This window comes from Streptomyces rectiverticillatus (assembly GCF_013394065.1).
GTDB classification, from domain to species: Bacteria; Actinomycetota; Actinomycetes; order Streptomycetales; family Streptomycetaceae; genus Streptomyces; species Streptomyces rectiverticillatus.
The window spans coordinates 1,547,259-1,565,351 of record NZ_CP040752.1 but is presented as its reverse complement, the minus strand read 5'-3'; the positions used below and the strand labels follow the sequence as shown (position 1 = coordinate 1,565,351).

Sequence of the window (18,093 nt, the reverse complement as noted above, 5' to 3'; positions counted from 1 at the left end):
AGGCGGCCGCCCGCGGGGCGTCCGTCTGCCGCACGAGATAGGGACGTGGGTTGCCCAAGTCTGCCCGCAAGAAGGAGAAGGACCCCGAGGGGCGGATGCCACTCGCGGAGCACCTGCGTGAGCTGCGCAACAGGCTGGCCAAGGCGGTCATCGCGATCGTCGTGGTGGCCGTCGTCGCGGCGTTCTACCAGAAGCAGCTCACGGACTTCCTCTCAAGTCCCGTTCCCAAGTGCCCGGGCCGTGACCTGGCGCAGAGCCACGGCGGCAACTGCGCGGTCGTGGTGTTCAACAGCCTGTCCTCGCCGTTCACGACGATCGTGAAGGTGTGCCTGCTCGCGGGCGTCACCGTCTCCTCGCCGATCTGGCTCTACCAGCTGTGGGCGTTCCTCGCCCCGGGCCTGCACAAGAACGAGAAGAAGTACACGATCGCCTTCGTGGCGACGGCCGCCCCGCTCTTCGTCGCCGGTGCCTACCTGGCCTACGAGATCATGCCGATGAGCATGCGGGTGCTGCTGAAGATCACACCCGATTCCGCGGCCAACACCCTCAACCTCGACGACATCCTCGACTTCACCGTCCGGATGATCCTCGTCTTCGGCCTCGCCTTCGAGCTGCCGCTGCTCCTGGTCATGATGAACATCGCCGGGATGGTCACCGGCAAGACCATGATCAAGTGGTGGCGCGGTGTCGTCATGGGCGTCTTCGTCTTCGGCGCGATCGCGACCCCGAGCACCGACCCGTTCGGCATGTGCATCCTGGCCGTGCCGATCATCATCCTGTACTTCGGCGCGGTGGGCTTCTCGATGCTCAACGACAAGCGCCGTGCGCGCCGCAACCCCGACCGGCTGCTGTCCGACGACGAGGCCGCCCCCCTGGATCTGACGCCGCAGTCCGTCGGTGACTCCGAGCCGATGCCGGCCCTGAACGAGCGCTCCGGTGACGGCCGCAGCCACGCGGCCCGGGGCAGCTACGACGACGTGACCTGACCCGGGCGGGCACGCTCGGACGAGCGCGCCGCACGGACACCGCCGCGGGGCGGCCGCTGACGCAGCGGCCGCCCCGCGCCGCATCCCGACCCGATAGGGTCCGGCGGGTGACCAGCGACATCACGCTCTTCGTCAACCCGGCGGCCGGCCGCGGGCGCGGGGCGGCCGCCGCCCAGCCGGCCGCCCGGGCGCTGCGGGCCGCCGGGTTCTCCGTGCGCACCGTTCTCGGCGAGAACGCCGCCGACGCCCTGCGCCGGGCCCGCGAGGCCGTGGCGGGCGGCACCGGCGCGCTGATCGCCGTCGGCGGCGACGGCATGGTCTCGCTGGCCCTCCAGGCCGTCGCCGGCACCCCCGTCCCGCTCGGCGTGGTGGCCGCCGGCACCGGCAACGACTTCGCCCGCGCCGCCGGGCTGCCCGTCCGCGACCCCGCAGCGGCCGGCCGGCTCATCGCCCGGTCGCTCAAAGGCGACGGCGGCCGCCCGGTGGACCTCGGCCGGACCGGCGGGACGTACTTCGCGACGGTGCTCGCCTCCGGCTTCGACTCGCGCGTCAACGACCGCGGCAACCGGCTGCGCTTCCCCGCCGGCCGGCTGCGTTACGACGTGGCCCTGATCGCCGAGCTGGCCGCGCTGCGCCCCGTCCCGTACCGGATCCGGCTGGACGACGGCCCGGAGCAGGAGGTCGAGGCCACCCTCGTCGCGGTCGGCAACAGCTCCTCGTACGGCGGGGGCATGCGCATCTGCGCGGACGCCCGCATGGACGACGGGCTGTTCGACATCACCGTCGTCGGCCCGTGCAGCCGCTCCACCCTGCTGAAGGTCTTCCCCCGGGTCTACCGCGGCACCCACCTCGGCCACCCGGCGGTGACCGTGCACCGCGTCGCCAAGGTGTCACTGTCCGCAGCCGGGATCACCGGCTGGGCGGACGGCGAGCCGCTCGGCCCGCTGCCGCTGACCGCCGAGACCGTACCGGCGGCCGTGCGCCTGCTCGGAGCTGCGGAAAAGGCTGCATAAAAGATCGGGTGCGCTGTCGGGGGTCACCGGTAGGCTCGTAGACAAGATGACCGACGACATGTCCCCTGCTGAGCGCTACGCCCTGTCACGGGTGCGCGCTGCCGAGCAGGCCACCGCGCTCGCACCGTTCCGCGAGATGTACGAATTCGAACTGGACCCCTTCCAGATAGACGCCTGCAAGGCCCTGGAGGGCGGGAAGGGTGTGCTGGTCGCCGCGCCGACCGGTTCGGGCAAGACCATCGTGGGCGAGTTCGCCGTCCACCTGGCCCTCACGCAGGGCCGCAAGTGCTTCTACACGACGCCCATCAAGGCGCTCTCCAACCAGAAGTACAGCGATCTCGTCAGGCGCTACGGCGCCGCCAAGGTCGGCCTGCTGACCGGCGACAACAGCGTCAACGCCGACGCCCCGGTGCTCGTGATGACCACCGAGGTCCTGCGCAACATGCTCTACGCGGGCTCCCAGGCCCTCATCGGCCTGGGCTACGTGGTCATGGACGAGGTGCACTACCTCTCCGACCGCTTCCGCGGCGCCGTCTGGGAGGAGGTCATCATCCACCTCCCGGAGTCGGTGACCCTCGTCTCCCTGTCGGCCACCGTCTCCAACGCCGAGGAGTTCGGCGACTGGCTGGACACCGTGCGCGGCGACACCGAGGTGATCGTCTCCGAGGAGCGGCCCGTCCCGCTGTGGCAGCACGTGCTGGCCGGCCGGCGGATCTACGACCTCTTCGAGGAGGAGACGGACCACGGCGGCCGCGGCGCCGCACGGCGCGAGGTCAACCCCGACCTGCTGCGCATGGCCCGCATGGAGAACAGCCGCACCTACAACCCGCGCGAGCGCCGCCGCGGCAAGATGGTGCGCGAGGCCGACCGCGAGCGCGAGCGCCGCCAGCGCAGCCGCATCTGGACGCCCGGCCGCCCGGAGGTCATCGAGCGCCTCGACGCCGAGGGCCTGCTGCCCGCGATCACCTTCATCTTCAGCCGCGCCGGCTGCGAGGCCGCCGTGCAGCAGTGCCTCTACGCCGGCCTGCGGCTCAACGACGACGAGGCCCGCGCCCGGGTCCGCGCGACCGTCGAGGAGCGCACGGCCGCCATCCCCGACGAGGATCTGCACGTCCTCGGCTACTTCGAGTGGCTCGAGGGCCTGGAGCGCGGCATCGCCGCCCACCACGCGGGCATGCTGCCGACCTTCAAGGAGGTCGTGGAGGAGCTCTTCGTCAAGGGCCTCGTCAAGGCCGTCTTCGCCACCGAGACGCTGGCCCTCGGCATCAACATGCCGGCCCGCACGGTGGTGCTGGAGAAGCTCGTCAAGTGGAACGGCGAGACCCACGCGGACATCACCCCCGGTGAGTACACCCAGCTGACGGGCCGGGCCGGGCGGCGCGGCATCGACATCGAGGGGCACGCCGTCGTGCTGTGGCAGCGCGCCATGGACCCGGCCGCGCTCGCCGGCCTCGCGGGCACCCGCACCTACCCCCTGCGTTCCAGCTTCAAGCCGTCGTACAACATGGCGGTCAACCTCGTCTCGCAGTTCGGGCGGCACCGCTCGCGCGAGCTGCTGGAGACGTCGTTCGCGCAGTTCCAGGCCGACAAGTCGGTCGTCGGCATCTCCCGGCAGGTGCAGAAGAACGAGGAGGGCCTGGCAGGTTACCGCGAAGCCGTCACCTGCCACCTGGGCGACTTCGAGGAGTACGCCCGGATGCGCCGCGAGCTGAAGGACCGTGAGACCGAGCTGGCCAAGCAGGGCGCGGTGCAGCGCCGCGCCGCCGCGGCGACGGCCCTGGAGCGGCTCAAGCCCGGCGACGTCATCCACGTCCCGACGGGCAAGTACGCGGGCCTGGCCCTCGTCCTCGACCCCGGCCTGCCGCCCGCCCGCGCCGACCGCCACCGCGGCTTCGACGCCCACGACGGCCCGCGCCCGCTGGTGCTCACCGCCGAGCGGCAGGTCAAGCGCCTCGCCCCGATGGACTTCCCCGTGCCGGTCGAGCCGCTGGAGCGGATGCGGATCCCCAAGTCCTTCAACCCGCGCTCCCCGCAGTCCCGCCGCGACCTCGCCTCCGCGCTGCGCACCAAGGCGGGCCACATCGTGCCCGACCGGCACCGCAGGCCCCGGGCGGCCGGCGCCGACGACGCCGAGATCACCCGGCTGCGCGCCGCCCTGCGCGCGCACCCCTGCCACGGCTGCTCCGAGCGCGAGGACCACGCCCGCTGGGCGGAGCGCTACCACCGGCTGCTGCGGGACACCCGGCAGCTGGAGCGGCGCATCGAGGGGCGTACGAACACCATCGCCCGCACCTTCGACCGGATCTGCGCCCTCCTGACCGACCTGGACTACCTGCACGGGAACGAGGTCACCGAGCACGGCAAGCGGCTCGCCCGGCTCTACGGTGAGCTGGACCTGCTGGCCTCCGAGTGCTTGCGCGACGGCGTGTGGGAGGGGCTGAAGCCGGCCGAGCTGGCGGCGTGCGCCTCGGCGCTCGTCTTCGAGGCGCGCATGGCCGACGACGCGGCGCCCCCGAAGCTGCCCACGGGCCCGGCGAAGGAAGCCCTCGGCGAGATGGTCCGCATCTGGGGCCGGCTCGACGCCCTGGAGGAACAGCACAAGATCAACCAGGCGGAGGGGGTCGGCCAGCGCGAGCCGGACCTCGGCTTCGCCTGGGCCGCGTACCGCTGGGCGTCCGGGCACGGCCTGGACGAGGTCCTGCGGGAGATCGAGATGCCGGCCGGCGACTTCGTGCGGTGGTGCAAGCAGCTGATCGACGTACTGGGCCAGATCGCGGCGGCGGCGCCGCAGGAGGGCAGCACGGTTGCGCGCAATGCGCGCAGGGCGGTCGACGGCCTTCTGCGCGGGGTGGTGGCGTACTCGTCAGTGGGCTGAGCCTGTCCGGCACCGCCGGGCACGCCGTGGAGGGTTGCGCGCCGCCGCGGCGGGGGAGAGTGCCCCGGCCCCGCCCCTTCCCGTTTCCTGGGGGCAAGCCCCCAACCCCCCGCAGGGGTTCAGGGAAGGGGTGGGCCAGGGGAATGTCCTTCCGCCGCAGCGGTGCTCAGCCGGGACGGCGGAGTCCGGCGGTGCCGGAACCGCCCCGCTCAGGCGGCGGCCGCGCCCTCCTGCTCGGCCTCGACCTGCTGGTTCCACTCGGGCTTGGACGCCTGCCAGCCGTCCTCGTCGTGGCCGCGGCGCCAGTAGCCCGACACCGACAGGCGGCCGCGCGGTACCTCCCGCTCCACGCGCAGATAGCGGCGGAGCTCCTTCACGAAGCCGGCCTCGCCGTGGACGAAGGCCTGGACGTCGCCGGCGGGGAAGTCGAGCGCGCGCACGGCCTCGACGAGGAGCTCGCCGACGGGTGCCTCGCCGCGGTGCAGCCAGGTGACCTCGACGCCCTCGGCCAGCTCCAGCTTCTGCTCCTCCTCCGGGCCCGCGATCTCGACGAAGGCGTGCACGCGCGCGCCCGCCGGGATCCGCTCCAGGGACGCGGCGATCGCCGGCAGCGCGCTCTCGTCGCCCGCCAGGAGGTGCCAGTCGGCGGCCGGGTCGGGGGAGTAGGCACCGCCGGGGCCGCGGAAGAGCACCTCGGCGCCCGGGCGGACGGAGGCCGCCCACGGGCCGGCCAGGCCCTCGTCGCCGTGGACGACGAAGTCGATGGCCAGCTCGCGCGCCTCGCGGTCGAAGGAGCGCACCGTGTAGGTGCGGGTCTTCGGCCACTGCTCGTGGGGCAGGTCGCGCCGGATGATCTCCATGTCGAAGGACTCGGGGTAGGTGACGCCGGGCACGGGGAAGAGCAGCTTCACGTAGTGGTCGGTGTGCTCGCCCGCGCCGAAGTCCGCGAGGCCCTCGCCGCCGAGCACCACGCGCACCATGTGCGGCGTGAGCCGCTCGGTGCGCACTACACGGGCCCGGTTGAGCTTCGGCCTCTGCCGGACGGGACGCTCTGCCATGGTGTCTCCCCTGATCCCCTGATCCTGAAAAGTTAGGTTCACCTAACCTAACAGCTCAGCCGGCGAGGACGCCCAGCAACCGCTGCAGCGAGCCGCCGAGCCCCCACCGCTCGGCCAGAGCGTCGAGCGTCTGCGGATCCCGCGGCTCGGCCGGCAGCGCCGGATCGAAGGGCGCCAGCGGGACGTCCGACGCCACCCGTACGACCTTCGGGGCCACCGCCAGATACGGCTTGGCCTCCGTCAGGCGCGTGCGCTGGGCCGGGGTGAGCTTCGCCGCCGGATCGTCCACGGCCGCCAGGATCCCGGCCAGGTCGCCGAAGGCGGCCAGCAGCTTCGCGGCCGTCTTCTCGCCGATGCCCGGCACGCCCGGCAGCCCGTCGCTGGGGTCGCCGCGGAGCAGCGCCAGGTCCGCGTACCCCGGACCGTCCACCCCGTACTTCTCCCGCAGCAGCGCCTCGTCGACCGCCTGCAGCGTGCCCACGCCCTTGAGCGGGTACAGCACCCGCACCCCGCGCCGGTCGTCCACCAGCTGGTAGAGGTCGCGGTCGCCGGTGACGATGTCGACCGGGCCCCCGGCGCGGCCCGCGAGCGTGCCGATCACGTCGTCGGCCTCGTACCCCGTGGCGCCGACCCGGGCGATGCCGATCGCGTCGAGCACCGCCTCGATCACCGGGACCTGCGGCGAGAGGGTGTCGGGCACCTCCTCCTCGTCGGGGCCGGTCTCCGTCTCCCCGGCCACCCGGTGCGTCTTGTAGGTGGGGATCAGCTCGACCCGCCAGTGGGGCCGCCAGTCGAAGTCCATGCAGGCCACCAGGTCGTCGGGGTGGTGGTCCTGGACCAGGCGGGCGATGAAGTCGAGCAGGCCGCGCACCGCGTTCACCGGGGTGCCGTCGGGGGCGCGGACGGAGTCGGGCACGCCGAAGTAGGCGCGGAAGTACAGGGAGGCGGTGTCGAGGAGCATCAGGCGTCGCGTCACGGGTCGATCATGCCGCAGACCACTGACACGCCTCCCGCAACCCCACCCCACCGATGTGAACCGGGTCACTGTTCCGTTTGCCCGGATTGATCGGGGGCAGGCGCGGCATCGGAGCGGACCCCGTCCTCGGCACGTGTGCCGGAAGCGGGCACGCGGACCGATGCCGCACCGCTCCACGGCCCTGCCACAGGGGGAGGCAGGGCCGTCCTGAGTTCGACCCGAGAGGTGTATGTGTCCAGGCTCCAGGCCGAGCATCTGTACAAGGTGTTCGGCAGACGACCCGAAGCCGCCGTCCAACGGCTCGAAGGCGGCGCCGACCGCGACGAGCTGCGTGCCGACGGCACCACCGCAGCGGTCATCGACGCCTCGTTCGAGGTGGAGGCGGGCCAGATCTTCGTGGTGATGGGTCTGTCCGGATCCGGTAAGTCCACTTTGCTGCGGATGCTCAACGGACTGCTGGAGCCGACCGCCGGCCGTGTCCTCTTCGACGGGGAGGACCTGACCGCCCTGTCCCCGCGCGACCTGCGCACGGTGCGCTCCCGGAAGATCAGCATGGTCTTCCAGCACTTCGCGCTCTTCCCGCACCGCAGCGTGCTGGAGAACGCGGCCTACGGCCTGGAGGTGCAGGGCGTGGCCCGCGCGGAGCGCGAGGAGCGCGCCGCCGAGGCGCTGGAGCTCGCCGGCCTGGGCGGCTGGGAGGCCTCCTGGCCGGACGAGCTCTCGGGCGGTATGCAGCAGCGCGTCGGGCTCGCCCGCGCGCTGGCCACCGACGCGGACCTGCTGCTGATGGACGAGTCCTTCAGCGCGCTCGACCCGCTGATCCGCCGCGACATGCAGGACCAGCTGCTGGACCTGCAGACGCGGCTGAAGAAGACCATCGTCTTCATCACCCACGACCTCAACGAGGCCATGCGCCTCGGCGACCGGATCGCCGTCATGCGCGACGGCCGGATCGTGCAGAACGGCACCGCGGAGGACATCCTCGTGCGCCCGGCCAACGACTACGTGGCCTCCTTCATCCAGGACGTCGACCGCAGCCGGGTGCTGACCGCCGGTTCGATCATGGACCGGGCGGGCCTGGCCTCCGGCGCCGCGGGGACGGCCACCGTCCCCGCGGCGACGCCCGTCGCCGACCTGTTCGCCTTCTTCGCCCGCAGCGCCGCCCCCGTCACCGTCACCGACGAGCGGGGCGAGCCGGCCGGCATCGTCACCCGTGACCTGCTGTTCGCCGCGCTCGGCGAGGAGCCGAGGGTGCCCGCACCGCGGCCCGCGGAGGCCGCCACGCCCGCCCGCGCCGACGAGGCGGAGGTGAGCGCCCGTGCCTAGGATCCACTTCGGAAGCTGGGCCGAGGACGCCGTCAGCTGGCTGCAGACCCACCTGAGCTGGCTCTTCGACGTCATCAACACGGTTCTGACCGGCATGTACGACGGGGTGAACGCCGTCCTCGGCGCCCCCGAGCCGCTGCTGATGGCCGGCATCCTGGCCGTCGTCGCCTGGTGGCTGCGCGGGCTGCTGCCCGCCGTGCTCACCTTCGCCGGCTTCGCCCTGGTCGACTCCTTCGGCCTGTGGGAGGCGGCGATGGCGACGCTGTCGCTCGTCCTCGTCGCGAGCCTGATCACGCTGCTGGTCGCCGTGCCGCTCGGCATCTGGGCGGCGCGCAGCAGCAAGGTCAGCGGGGTCCTGCGGCCCGCGCTGGACGTCATGCAGACGATGCCCGCCTTCGTCTACCTGATCCCCGGCGTCATGTTCTTCTCGATCGGCCCGATCCCCGGTCTGATCGCGACCGTCGTCTTCTCGATGCCGCCCGGCGTCCGCATGACCGAGCTGGGCATCCGGCAGGTCGACGGCGAGCTCGTCGAGGCCGCGACGGCCTTCGGCACCACGCCGCGCGACACCCTGACCCGGGTGCAGCTGCCGCTCGCCCTGCCCACGATCATGGCGGGCGTCAACCAGGTCATCATGCTGGCCCTGTCCATGGTCGTCATCGCCGGCATGGCGGGCGCGGGCGGCCTCGGCGAGGCCGTGTACGCGGCCGTCACCAAGGTCGACATCGGCGGCGGCGTCGAGAGCGGCCTGGCCGTCGTCGTCCTCGCCATCTACCTGGACCGCATGACCGGCGCCCTCAACCAGCGGGTCTCCCCGCTCGGCCGGCGCGCCGCCGCCAAGGCCGCCTCCGCCGCCCGCGGGCTCGCCGTTCTGCGCTACCGGCCCGGCACGGCCGTCGCCACCGTCGGCGTCGTCGTCCTCGCGCTGGTCGCCGGCGGGATGAACCTCGCCCGCAGCGGCGACGACGGGCGGCCCGTCGACACTGCCGCGGGCGCGAACGTGGGCCAGGGCCGGGGCATCAAGCTCGGCTACTTCCCCTGGGACGAGGCCATCGCCACCACCTACCTGTGGCAGAACATCCTCGAGGACCGCGGTTACAAGCCGGACGTCAAGCAGCTCGACCCCGGGCCGCTGTACACCGCCCTGGCGCAGGGCCAGATGGACCTGCAGTTCGACGCCTGGCTGCCCACGACCCACAAGCAGTACATGGACCGCTACGGCGACAAGCTCACCGACCTGGGCGCCTGGTACGGGCCCACCTCGCTGGAGCTGTCCGTGCCCGACTACGTCAAGGGCGTGGACTCGCTGGAGGACCTCAAGGGCAAGAGCGCCCAGTTCGGCGGGAAGATCGTCGGCATCGAGTCCAGCGCGGGCATGATGGGCACGCTCAACGACAAGGTGCTCAAGGAGTACGGACTGGACGGCGAGTACAAGGTCGTCTCCTCGTCCACCGCCTCGATGCTCGCCGACCTCGACCGGGCCATCAAGAAGAAGGAGCCCATCGTCACCACCCTGTGGTCGCCGCACTGGGCCTACGGCAAGCACCAGCTGAAGAAGCTCAAGGACCCCAAGGGGGCCTGGGGCAAGGGCGAGGAGATCCACGCCGTCGGCAAGAAGGACTTCGGCAAGGACTTCCCCGAGGTCACGGCCTGGCTGAAGGACTTCAAGCTGTCCGAGAAGGACCTCGCCTCCCTGGAGGTCGAGATCCAGAACGGCGGGAAGGGCAAGGAGAAGGAGTCCGCCCGTCGCTGGCTGGACGCCCACCCGGGCCTCGCCGACAAGCTGGCGCCTGTCCGCCACTGACGAACAGGCGTACGGTGGGGCGGTGGTCCCGCCCAGGAGCAGCCGCCCCGCCGTACGCCGTGTCGTCTCCCTCGTGCCGTCGCTGACGGAAGCCGTCGCCGCGACCGAGCCCGGGCTGCTCGCCGCCGCTACCGACTGGTGCGACCACCCGGCGGGCCTGGACGTCGTACGGATCGGCGGCACGAAGAACCCCGACACCGCGCGCATCGCCGCCCTCGCGCCCGACCTCGTCCTCGCCAACGAGGAGGAGAACCGCGCACCCGACCTCGGCGCGCTGCGCGCCGCCGGGCTGGAGGTGCTCGTCACCGAAGTGCGCACGCTGCCCCAGGCGTTCGCCGAGCTGGAGCGGGTCCTGGTGCGCGGCTGCGGGCTGGCCAGGCCCGCGTGGCTGGCCGACGCGGAGGACGCGTGGCGGGACGTGCGCGCCTCCGGGCCGGCGCTCCGGGCCGTGGTGCCGGTGTGGCGGCGGCCGTGGATGGTCCTCGGCCGGGACACCTTCGCCGGCGACGTCCTCGCCCGGCTCGGCGTCGCCAACGTCCACGCGGGCCACCCCGAGCGCTATCCGCGCATCCCCCTCGACGAGCTGAACGCGTGCGGCGCCGAGCTGGCCGTCCTGCCCGACGAGCCCTACCGCTTCACACGCGACGACGGCCCGGAGTCCTTCCCCGGGCTGCCGTGCGCGCTCGTCAGCGGGCGTCACCTCACGTGGTACGGACCCTCACTGACGGAAGCGGCTGAGGCACTGGGCGCGGCGCTGCGAGCAGCCGGCCGCTGACCAGGCCGTGCACGGTGCGGGCGGCCGCCACCGCCCAGGCGGTGACCAGCAGCGCGTACAGGCCCACCGACAGCCAGGTCAGGGCGTGCAGGCCCGTGTGGCGGGAGAGGACCGCGGCCCCCGTGACACAGGTGCCTATGGGGAAGGTGAACGCCCACCAGGTCATCGCGAAGCCCATGCCCTGCCGGAAAGCCCGCAGCACCATGGCCGCGGCCAGGGCCAGCCACAGCAGCGCGAAACCCATCACCGGGGCCCCGTACAGCACGGCGAACGGCACCGCCGCGTGCGCGTACGGGGCGGGGAGCGCGCCCTGCGCGGCGTCGGCGAGGTTGCCGACCGCGGTGGTCGACTGGCCCAGCGGGCCCAGGACGAGGAAGAGGGCCGGGGTCAGCGCGAGCGGCAGCGGGCCGTGGTGGATCAGCCGCGCGAAGACCGCGGGCAGGATCAGCAGGGTCGCCAGGAGACTCATCCCGAAGAGGGCGTAGCAGCCCAGCACCATGGCCGCCCGCCACTGGCCGGCCGGCAGGTGCGGAACCAGGGCGGGGCCCAGCGCGGCGGACACCATCGGGGCGACCACGGGCAGCAGCCACACGGGGGAGGCCTGGCCCGGCTCGATGCGGTGCCGGGTCACCATCAGGTACGGGATGCCCGCCGCCGCGGCCAGCCCGGTCACGGTGCCCGCCACCCACAGCACCGCGTCCGCGGCGACCGCCGCGCCCTGGCCCACGACCCCCGAGCCCACGGACAGGGTGGCCCCGCCGACCGCCAGCAGCGCCATCGCCGCGCAGCCGTAGAACGGTGCCACGGCCGGGTCGCCGAGGTGGCGCCGCGCCTGGTCGGCGTGGCGGGCCCAGTGCACGGCCCGCGCCACCAGCAGCACGGCCAGCGCCAGCGCCGCCAGCGCCCACACCGCTTCGCACGCCCCGCGCAGGCCCGGCGGATGTACGGGCAGTGCCGCGCCCGCGCTCGCGACGATCGCGGTGCCCATGACGGCCGCGTACCAGTTCGGGCCCAGGTGGCGCAGGGGAGAGGTGGTGCGGGTGGTGGTGCCGGAGGTGCTCATGCGTCCAGCGTCGGCCGAGCGTCCCTCCGCCACCAGGGGCCTTGTCTCTATGAGGGCATAAGCTGAAGTTATGAGCAATGAGGGCGGTGGCGGCCGGCGGGGCCCGCTCGCGCACCGCGTGCCCGACCTCGCGGCGCTGGAGCTGCTGCTCGCCGTCGCGCGGCTGGGCAGCCTGGGGCGGGCCGCGCGCGAGATGGGCATCACCCAGCCCGCCGCGAGCGGGCGGATCCGCAGCATGGAGCGGATGCTCGGCGTCGGCCTCGTCGAGCGGTCGCCGCGCGGGTCGCGGCTGACGGACGCCGGGGTGCTCGTCACCGACTGGGCGCGGCGCATCGTGGAGGCGGCCGAGGCCTTCGACGCCGGGGCGCAGGCGCTGCGCGGGCAGCGGGACTCGCGGCTGCGGGTGGCCGCGAGCATGACCATCGCCGAGTACCTGCTGCCGGGCTGGCTGGTCGCCCTGCGCACGCGGCGGCCCGGCACGGCGGTCACACTCCTCGCCGGGAACTCGGCGGCCGTCGCGGAGCGGCTGCGGGCCGGAGAGGCGGACCTGGGCTTCGTCGAGGGCCTCGCCGCCCCGGCCGGGCTCGACGGCGCGGTCGTCGGCGGCGACCGGCTCGTGGTCGTCACGGCACCGGCCCACCCCTGGGCCCGGCGGCGGGCCCCGATCGGCGCGGCCGAGCTGGCGGCCACCCCGCTGATCCTCCGCGAACGGGGCTCGGGCACGCGGCAGGTGCTGGACGCGGCCCTCGCCGCGTACGGGGGGCTCGCCGAGCCGCTGCTCGAACTCGCCTCCACGACGGCGGCGAAGGCGGCGGCGGTGAGCGGGGCGGGCCCCTGCGTCCTGAGCGAGCTCGCCATCGGCGAGGAACTCGCGGCCCGCCGCCTGGTCGAGATCCCCGTCGCGGATCTCGACCTGCACCGCGCACTCCGGGCCGTCTGGCCCACGGGCCACCGCCCCACGGGCCCGGCCCGTGAACTGCTGGGCCTGACCCGGACGCCCTAGCGGTCCCGCACCGGGCGTACCCTTCCGCCGCGACGGCGAATCACCACGTGCGAGGCACTCGGCGGTGCCGAGCCGGCCTGAGGCGCGTGCGGCACCGCCGGGTTCCGCCGTGGGGGCCGGGCGCCGTTGCGGCGGGAGGAGAGCGGGGGCGGCCGCGGGAGTGCTTGCCGGGTCGAGGCCCTTCCGCCGCGACGGCGAATCACCACGTGCGAGGCACTCGGCGGTGCCGAGCCGGCCTGAGGCGCGTGCGGCACCGCCGGGTTCCGCCGTGGGGGCCGGGCGCCGTTGCGGCGGGAGGAGAGCGGGGGCGGCCGTGGGAGTGCTTGCCGGGTCGAGGTCCTTCCGCCGCGACGGCGAATCACCACGTGCGAGGCACTCGGCGGTGCCGAGCCGGCCTGAGGCGCGTGCGGCACCGCCGGGTTCCGCCGTGGGGGCCGGGCGCCGTTGCGGCGGGAGGAGAGCGGGGGCGGCCGTGGGAGTGCTTGCCGGGTCGAGGTCCTTCCGCCGCGACGGCGAATCACCACGTACGGCCTTTCCGGCGGTGCCGAGCCGGTCTGGGCGTACGGCACCGCCGGCCGTTGCGGCGGAAGGTGCCGCGGGCCCGCCGGCGGGCGTTCAGCCGGCCGACGCCGCCTCCACCAAGGCTCGCACCAGACGCAAGTCGTCCCGCGCTTCCGGGTGCCACTGGACGCCCACGGCGAAGAGGTCGCCCGGGCGTTCCAGTGCCTCGATCGTGCCGTCCTCCGCGTGCGCCGTCGCGACGAGGCCGTCGCCCAGGCGGGCGACGGACTGGTGGTGGTGCGTGGCGACGTCGCAGGGTTCGGGGAGGAGGCGGCCCAGGCGGCTGTCCGGTTCCGGCTTGATCAGGTGCTCGGTGAAGGCGCCCACGACGGGGTTGTGCTCCTCGTGCCCCACCTCGTCCGGCAGGTGCTGGCACAGCGAGCCGCCGGCGTGCACGTTCATCAGCTGCATGCCGCGGCAGATCCCGAGCACCGGAACGCCCTGCTCAAGGGCGGCGCCCAGCAACGCCAGCTCCCACGCGTCGCGTTCGGGGACCGGCACGCCCGCGCGCGGGTGCGGCTGTTCGCCGTAGAGGCCGGGGTCGAGGTCCTCGCCACCCGCGAGGACGAGGCCGTCGAGCCGCCGCACCATGTCGCCGGCGGCGGCCGGCTCGTCCGGCGGCAGCTGTACGGCGAGGCCGCCGGCCCGCTGGACGTGCTGGGCGTACGAGGCGGGCAGGAGCGCGGCCGGCAGGTCCCACGCGGCGCCCCAGCGGGCCCGGGTGAGGTAGGTGGTGACACCGATCAGTGGCTGGCGGAGCATGGAGCGGGTCCTTTCCGTACGTGGTCGTTCCGTACGCTACGGCGTTGATCACACGGTCGGTACGCTACGACGATCACATGGTCAGTCGCGGTTCAGTTCCGCTTCGGCCGCCGCGAGCGCCGCGAACTCCTCCTCGGGCGCCCCGGCGACGAGCCGGTGCCGGCTCCAGCAGGCGAAGTACACGGCGGCCACGGCGTAGACGCCGAGGGCGACGAGCGCGGCGGTGACGTCCACCAGGAAGGTCGCCACCAGCGCCGCGCAGGCGAGGACGAAGGCGAGCGCCGAGGTGGCGACGCCCCCGGGCGTCCGGTAGGGCCGCTCCAGCCCCGGCTCGCGGCGCCGCAGCACGATGTGGGAGAGGGACATCAGTGCGTAGGAGACGGTGGCGCCGAACACGGCGACGTTGAGCATCCGCGCCCCGTCACCGGTCGCCGCCGCGAGCGCGAACCCGAGCGCGCCGGGCACCACCAGCCCCAGCCAGGGGGCCTTGCGGCGGCTGGTGAGGGAGAGGAAGCGGGGGAGGTAACCGGCCCGGGAGAGGGCGAAGAGCTGCCGCGACCCGGCGTAGATGAGGGAGAAGAAGGAGGCCACCAGGCCGGCGAGCCCCGCGTAGTTGACGATGCGGCCGAGCACGGTGGGCCGCCCGTCCGGCTGTACGGCGGCCACCAGCGGGTTCCCGGCGTCCTTGAGGGCGTCCGCCCCGCCCGCGCCGGTCGCGGCGAGGAAGGTCAGGAGCGCGAGGGCCAGCAGGATGCCCATGGACGTGGCCATGGCCCGGGGCAGTGAGCGCACGGGGTCCTTGGTCTCCTCGGCCGCGAGCGGCACGCCCTCGACGCCGAGGAAGAACCACATGCCGAACGGGAAGGACGCCCAGATCCCGAGGAGCCCGAACGGCAGCCAGGAGGACGCGCCGAGCGCGCCCGTGTCGACGGGGATGTCGTGCAGCCGCCCCGCGTCGAAGTCGGTGAACGCACCCGCCGCGAAGACGAGCAGCGCGGCGACGGCGATGCCGGTGACGACGAAGCTGAACCGCAGGGCCTCGCCCACGCCCCACAGGTGGATGCCGATGAAGACGACGAAGCAGGCCAGGTACACCGGCCAGGACGAGGTGAGCCCGAACAGGCCGAGCGACTCCACGTAGTCGCCGATGAAGAGGGAGATCGCCGCGGGCGCGAGGACGTATTCGATGAGGATGGCGGTGCCGGTGAGGAAGCCGCCCCACGGGCCGAGCGCGCGCCGCGCGAAGCCGTAGCCCCCGCCCGCCGTCGGCAGGACGGCGGCCATCTCCGCGAGGGCGAAGACCATGCAGGTGTACATCAGGCCCATCAGGGCGGCGGCGACGGCGAGTCCGCCGAAGCCGCCGTGCGCGAGGCCGAAGTTCCAGCCGGAGAAGTCGCCGGAGACGACGTAGGCGACGCCGAGGCCGGTGAGCAGCAGGGGGCCGGCGCTGCCGCGGCGCAGGGTGCGCTTCTCCAGGTAGTCCGCCGGCCGGTCCGAGGCGTGTGGCGGTGCCGTGGGTGTCTCCGTGCGTTCGGGCATGCTGCCGCTCCTGCCTCGGGAGGTAAAGGTTTTGCGCCATACCTTTGCCTCGCGGTGGCTGATCCGGCAACCCCCTTGCGTAAAAGACTGGTTACGAGAGGGGCTCTCGTGGGTTAACGCGGCTTGTGCGAGCTGACGCGGCTTGTGCGACCTACGCCAGGAAGCCCCGCAGCAGGGCCGCCGTCCCGCAGCAGTGCTCGCGCATCACCTCGCGCGCCGCTTCCGCGTCGCCGTCCAGGACCGCCTCCACGAGTGCGGTGTGCTGCAGCTGGGAGTGCTCCAGGTTCCGCACCAGCAGCGGAATGCAGTCCAGCAGGTCGTTGACCGTCGCCCGTACCGCCGCGTAGTGCGCGGCCAGCGACGGGGAGCCCGACAGCTCGGCCAGCGTCAGGTGGAACAGGGTGTCCATGCGCCGGTATTCGGCCAGCGGCGCGTCGTGCGTGGCGGCCAGCGCCGCGCGCAGCCGCCCGGCCCCGCCCTCGGGGAGCCCGTGGGCTGCGCACAGCCCGGCCGCGCCCACCTCCAGCACCTCGCGGAAGCGCAGCGTGTCCTCCACGTCCACGTCGGCGACCCGGCGCCGCAGCTCCTCCTCGCCCGCGGTCGCGGGCCGGGCCAGCACGAACGTGCCGCCGTAGCGGCCGCGCCGGCTCTCGACCAGGCCCTGGTCCTGCAGCACCTTGAGCACCTCGCGCAGCGTCACCCGGCTGACCCGCAGGCGGTCGGCCAACTCGCGCTCGGCGGGCAGCCGTTCCCCCTCGGCCACCAGACCCAGCCGCACGATCTGGAGTATCTGCTCCAGCGCTTCCTCGAATCCGTTGCCCGCGCGGACCGGCCGCAGCACCGGCGCCAGGCGGTCCGTCGCATGATCGTTCATCTGACCCCTTCCCTTTAATGGTCTACAGCCCTACCTTAAGACCTCCGGTCGCACCGACAGGAGGCATCACTGTGGCAGACCGCACGCCCCCGCTCGCCGTCGAGGAGCTGCGCAGGCTGGTCGACACCGGGGAGATCGACACCGTCGTCCTCGCCTTCACCGACATGCAGGGACGACTCCAGGGGAAGCGGTTCGCCGCCCGGTTCTTCCTCGACGACGTCCTCGACCACGGCACCGAAGGCTGCAACTACCTCCTCGCCGTGGACGTCGACCTGAACACCGTCGACGGCTACGCCATGTCGTCGTGGGAGCGCGGCTACGGGGACTTCGCCATGCGCGGCGACCTCTCCACCCTGCGCCGCACCCCCTGGAACCCGGGCACCGCCCTCCTCACCGCCGACCTCGCCTGGCACGACGGCTCGCCCGTCCTCGCCTCGCCCCGGCAGATCCTGCGCCGCCAGCTCGACCGGCTGGCCGAGCGCGGCTGGAGCGCGTACGCCGGCACCGAGCTGGAGTTCATCGTCTTCAAGGACACCTACGAAGAGGCCTGGGGCCGCGGCTACCGCGACATGACCCCGGCCAACCAGTACAACTGCGACTACTCCGTCCTCGGCACCGGCCGCGTCGAACCCCTCCTGCGCCGCATCCGCAACGAGATGGGCGCCGCCGGGATGACCGTGGAGTCCGCCAAGGGCGAGTGCAACCTCGGCCAGCACGAGATCGCCTTCCGCTACGACGACGCCCTCACCACCTGCGACCAGCACGCCGTCTACAAGACCGGAGCCAAGGAGATCGCCGCCCAGGAGGGCATGGCACTCACCTTCATGGCCAAGTACGACGCCCGTGAAGGCAACTCCTGTCACATCCACCTGTCGCTGCGCGACGAGGCCGGGCGGCCCGTCCTCGCCGACGACGAGGGCCCGTACGGCATGTCGAAGACGATGCGGCACTTCCTGGCCGGACAGCTGGCCGCGCTGCGCGACTTCACCCTCCTCTACGCGCCGAACATCAACTCCTACAAGCGGTTCCGGCCCGGCTCCTTCGCACCCACCGCCGTCGCCTGGGGCCCCGACAACCGCACCTGCGCCCTGCGCGTCATCGGCCACGGCCACTCCCACCGCTTCGAGAACCGGCTGCCCGGCGGGGACGTGAACCCCTACCTCGCCGTCGCGGGCATGGTGGCCGCCGGGCTCCACGGCGTCGAGCACGAGCTGGAGCTGCCCGAGGTCTGCACCGGCAACGCCTACGCCGGCGACGCCCAGCACGTCCCCGCCACCCTGCGCGAGGCCGCGGCGCTGTGGGAGCGGAGCCCCATAGCCCGGGAGGCCTTCGGCGACGAAGTCGTCGAGCACTACCTGCACATGGCGCGCGTCGAGCAGGAGGCGTACGACACGGCCGTCACGGACTGGGAGCGGTTCCGCTCCTTCGAGCGGATGTGACACGCCACCCCCAGCCGCGAGCGGCGAGAACCACAGGAG

14 protein-coding genes are annotated in these 18,093 nt (G+C 73.3%); 8 read left to right on the top strand and 6 right to left on the bottom strand.

Going from position 1 to position 18,093, the window contains the following annotated elements:
- Positions 1-95 precede the first annotated feature (95 nt).
- The 3 genes from tatC to FGW37_RS06525 all read left to right on the top strand — a co-directional run bounded on the left by tatC (position 96) and on the right by FGW37_RS06525 (position 4,874).
- Positions 96-986, top strand: coding sequence for a twin-arginine translocase subunit TatC (tatC, locus tag FGW37_RS06535; RefSeq protein ID WP_179084544.1), 891 nt, complete (start codon positions 96-98; stop codon positions 984-986).
- Between the two features lie 107 nt (positions 987-1,093).
- Positions 1,094-1,999, top strand: coding sequence for a diacylglycerol kinase (locus tag FGW37_RS06530; RefSeq protein ID WP_179080188.1), 906 nt, complete (start codon positions 1,094-1,096; stop codon positions 1,997-1,999).
- A 46-nt stretch (positions 2,000-2,045) separates the two neighbouring features.
- Positions 2,046-4,874, top strand: coding sequence for a DEAD/DEAH box helicase (locus FGW37_RS06525; protein ID WP_179080187.1), 2,829 nt, complete (start codon positions 2,046-2,048; stop codon positions 4,872-4,874).
- Positions 4,875-5,083: 209 nt separating this feature from the next.
- Here FGW37_RS06525 and FGW37_RS06520 read toward each other — a convergent pair whose 3' ends face one another.
- Entirely contained in the window at positions 5,084-5,932 is an 849-nt protein-coding gene (locus FGW37_RS06520; RefSeq protein ID WP_179080186.1) for a siderophore-interacting protein, read from the bottom strand.
- A gap of 55 nt (positions 5,933-5,987) precedes the next feature.
- Entirely contained in the window at positions 5,988-6,893 is a 906-nt protein-coding gene (locus FGW37_RS06515) for a 5'-3' exonuclease (protein WP_179084543.1), read from the bottom strand.
- 246 nt (positions 6,894-7,139) lie between these two features.
- Between FGW37_RS06515 and FGW37_RS06510 the strand changes: the two genes are divergently transcribed.
- The 3 genes from FGW37_RS06510 to FGW37_RS06500 are packed head-to-tail and all read left to right on the top strand — an operon-like array spanning position 7,140 to position 10,813.
- Entirely contained in the window at positions 7,140-8,234 is a 1,095-nt protein-coding gene (locus FGW37_RS06510) for a quaternary amine ABC transporter ATP-binding protein (RefSeq protein WP_179080185.1), read from the top strand.
- Positions 8,227-10,038 (top strand): ABC transporter permease/substrate binding protein, encoded by a 1,812-nt coding sequence (locus tag FGW37_RS06505; RefSeq protein WP_179080184.1) that lies wholly within the window; start codon positions 8,227-8,229, stop codon positions 10,036-10,038. The genes FGW37_RS06510 and FGW37_RS06505 overlap by 8 nt, the downstream gene beginning before the upstream one ends.
- A 22-nt stretch (positions 10,039-10,060) precedes the next feature.
- On the top strand, positions 10,061-10,813 hold the full coding sequence (locus FGW37_RS06500; RefSeq protein WP_179080183.1) for a helical backbone metal receptor: 753 nt from the start codon (positions 10,061-10,063) through the stop codon (positions 10,811-10,813).
- Here the strand turns inward: FGW37_RS06500 and FGW37_RS06495 are convergent.
- Entirely contained in the window at positions 10,740-11,876 is a 1,137-nt protein-coding gene (locus FGW37_RS06495) for a TDT family transporter (protein ID WP_179080182.1), read from the bottom strand. The two genes, FGW37_RS06500 and FGW37_RS06495, sit on opposite strands and share 74 nt — an antisense overlap.
- A gap of 70 nt (positions 11,877-11,946) precedes the next feature.
- Here FGW37_RS06495 and FGW37_RS06490 point away from each other — a divergent pair, with 70 nt between their 5' ends.
- Positions 11,947-12,879: a LysR family transcriptional regulator gene (locus tag FGW37_RS06490; RefSeq protein ID WP_179080181.1), complete on the top strand. Its 933-nt coding sequence runs from the start codon at positions 11,947-11,949 to the stop codon at positions 12,877-12,879.
- Positions 12,880-13,494: 615 nt separating this feature from the next.
- On the opposite strand, the gene FGW37_RS06485 is transcribed toward FGW37_RS06490, so the two are convergent.
- The 3 genes from FGW37_RS06485 to FGW37_RS06475 all read right to left on the bottom strand — a co-directional run bounded on the left by FGW37_RS06485 (position 13,495) and on the right by FGW37_RS06475 (position 16,615).
- A complete protein-coding gene (locus FGW37_RS06485; protein WP_179080180.1) occupies positions 13,495-14,202 on the bottom strand; it encodes a gamma-glutamyl-gamma-aminobutyrate hydrolase family protein in 708 nt (235 codons plus the stop codon).
- Positions 14,203-14,283: 81 nt separating this feature from the next.
- Positions 14,284-15,741, bottom strand: a complete 1,458-nt coding sequence (eat, locus tag FGW37_RS06480) for an ethanolamine permease (protein ID WP_179080179.1) — start codon at positions 15,739-15,741, stop codon at positions 14,284-14,286.
- Positions 15,742-15,892: 151 nt separating this feature from the next.
- The gene (locus FGW37_RS06475; RefSeq protein ID WP_179080178.1) at positions 15,893-16,615 is read right to left on the bottom strand and encodes a FadR/GntR family transcriptional regulator; all 723 of its coding nucleotides are present in this window, start codon (positions 16,613-16,615) and stop codon (positions 15,893-15,895) included.
- A gap of 71 nt (positions 16,616-16,686) precedes the next feature.
- Here FGW37_RS06475 and FGW37_RS06470 point away from each other — a divergent pair, with 71 nt between their 5' ends.
- Positions 16,687-18,054, top strand: coding sequence for a glutamine synthetase family protein (locus tag FGW37_RS06470; RefSeq protein ID WP_179080177.1), 1,368 nt, complete (start codon positions 16,687-16,689; stop codon positions 18,052-18,054).
- The last annotated feature ends 39 nt before the right edge of the window (positions 18,055-18,093 follow it).

What these genes read in the sequence shown, in the direction of transcription:
- FGW37_RS06485 (WP_179080180.1), bottom strand. Translation starts at nt 14,202, where the DNA reads ATGCTCCGCCAGCCACTGATCGGTGTCACCACCTACCTCACCCGGGCC.
- FGW37_RS06475 (WP_179080178.1), bottom strand. Translation starts at nt 16,615, where the DNA reads ATGAACGATCATGCGACGGACCGCCTGGCGCCGGTGCTGCGGCCGGTC.
- FGW37_RS06515 (WP_179084543.1), bottom strand. Translation starts at nt 6,893, where the DNA reads ATGCTCCTCGACACCGCCTCCCTGTACTTCCGCGCCTACTTCGGCGTG.
- tatC (WP_179084544.1), top strand. Translation starts at nt 96, where the DNA reads ATGCCACTCGCGGAGCACCTGCGTGAGCTGCGCAACAGGCTGGCCAAG.
- eat (WP_179080179.1), bottom strand. Translation starts at nt 15,741, where the DNA reads ATGCCCGAACGCACGGAGACACCCACGGCACCGCCACACGCCTCGGAC.
- FGW37_RS06520 (WP_179080186.1), bottom strand. Translation starts at nt 5,932, where the DNA reads ATGGCAGAGCGTCCCGTCCGGCAGAGGCCGAAGCTCAACCGGGCCCGT.
- FGW37_RS06495 (WP_179080182.1), bottom strand. Translation starts at nt 11,876, where the DNA reads ATGAGCACCTCCGGCACCACCACCCGCACCACCTCTCCCCTGCGCCAC.
- FGW37_RS06490 (WP_179080181.1), top strand. Translation starts at nt 11,947, where the DNA reads ATGAGCAATGAGGGCGGTGGCGGCCGGCGGGGCCCGCTCGCGCACCGC.
- FGW37_RS06525 (WP_179080187.1), top strand. Translation starts at nt 2,046, where the DNA reads ATGACCGACGACATGTCCCCTGCTGAGCGCTACGCCCTGTCACGGGTG.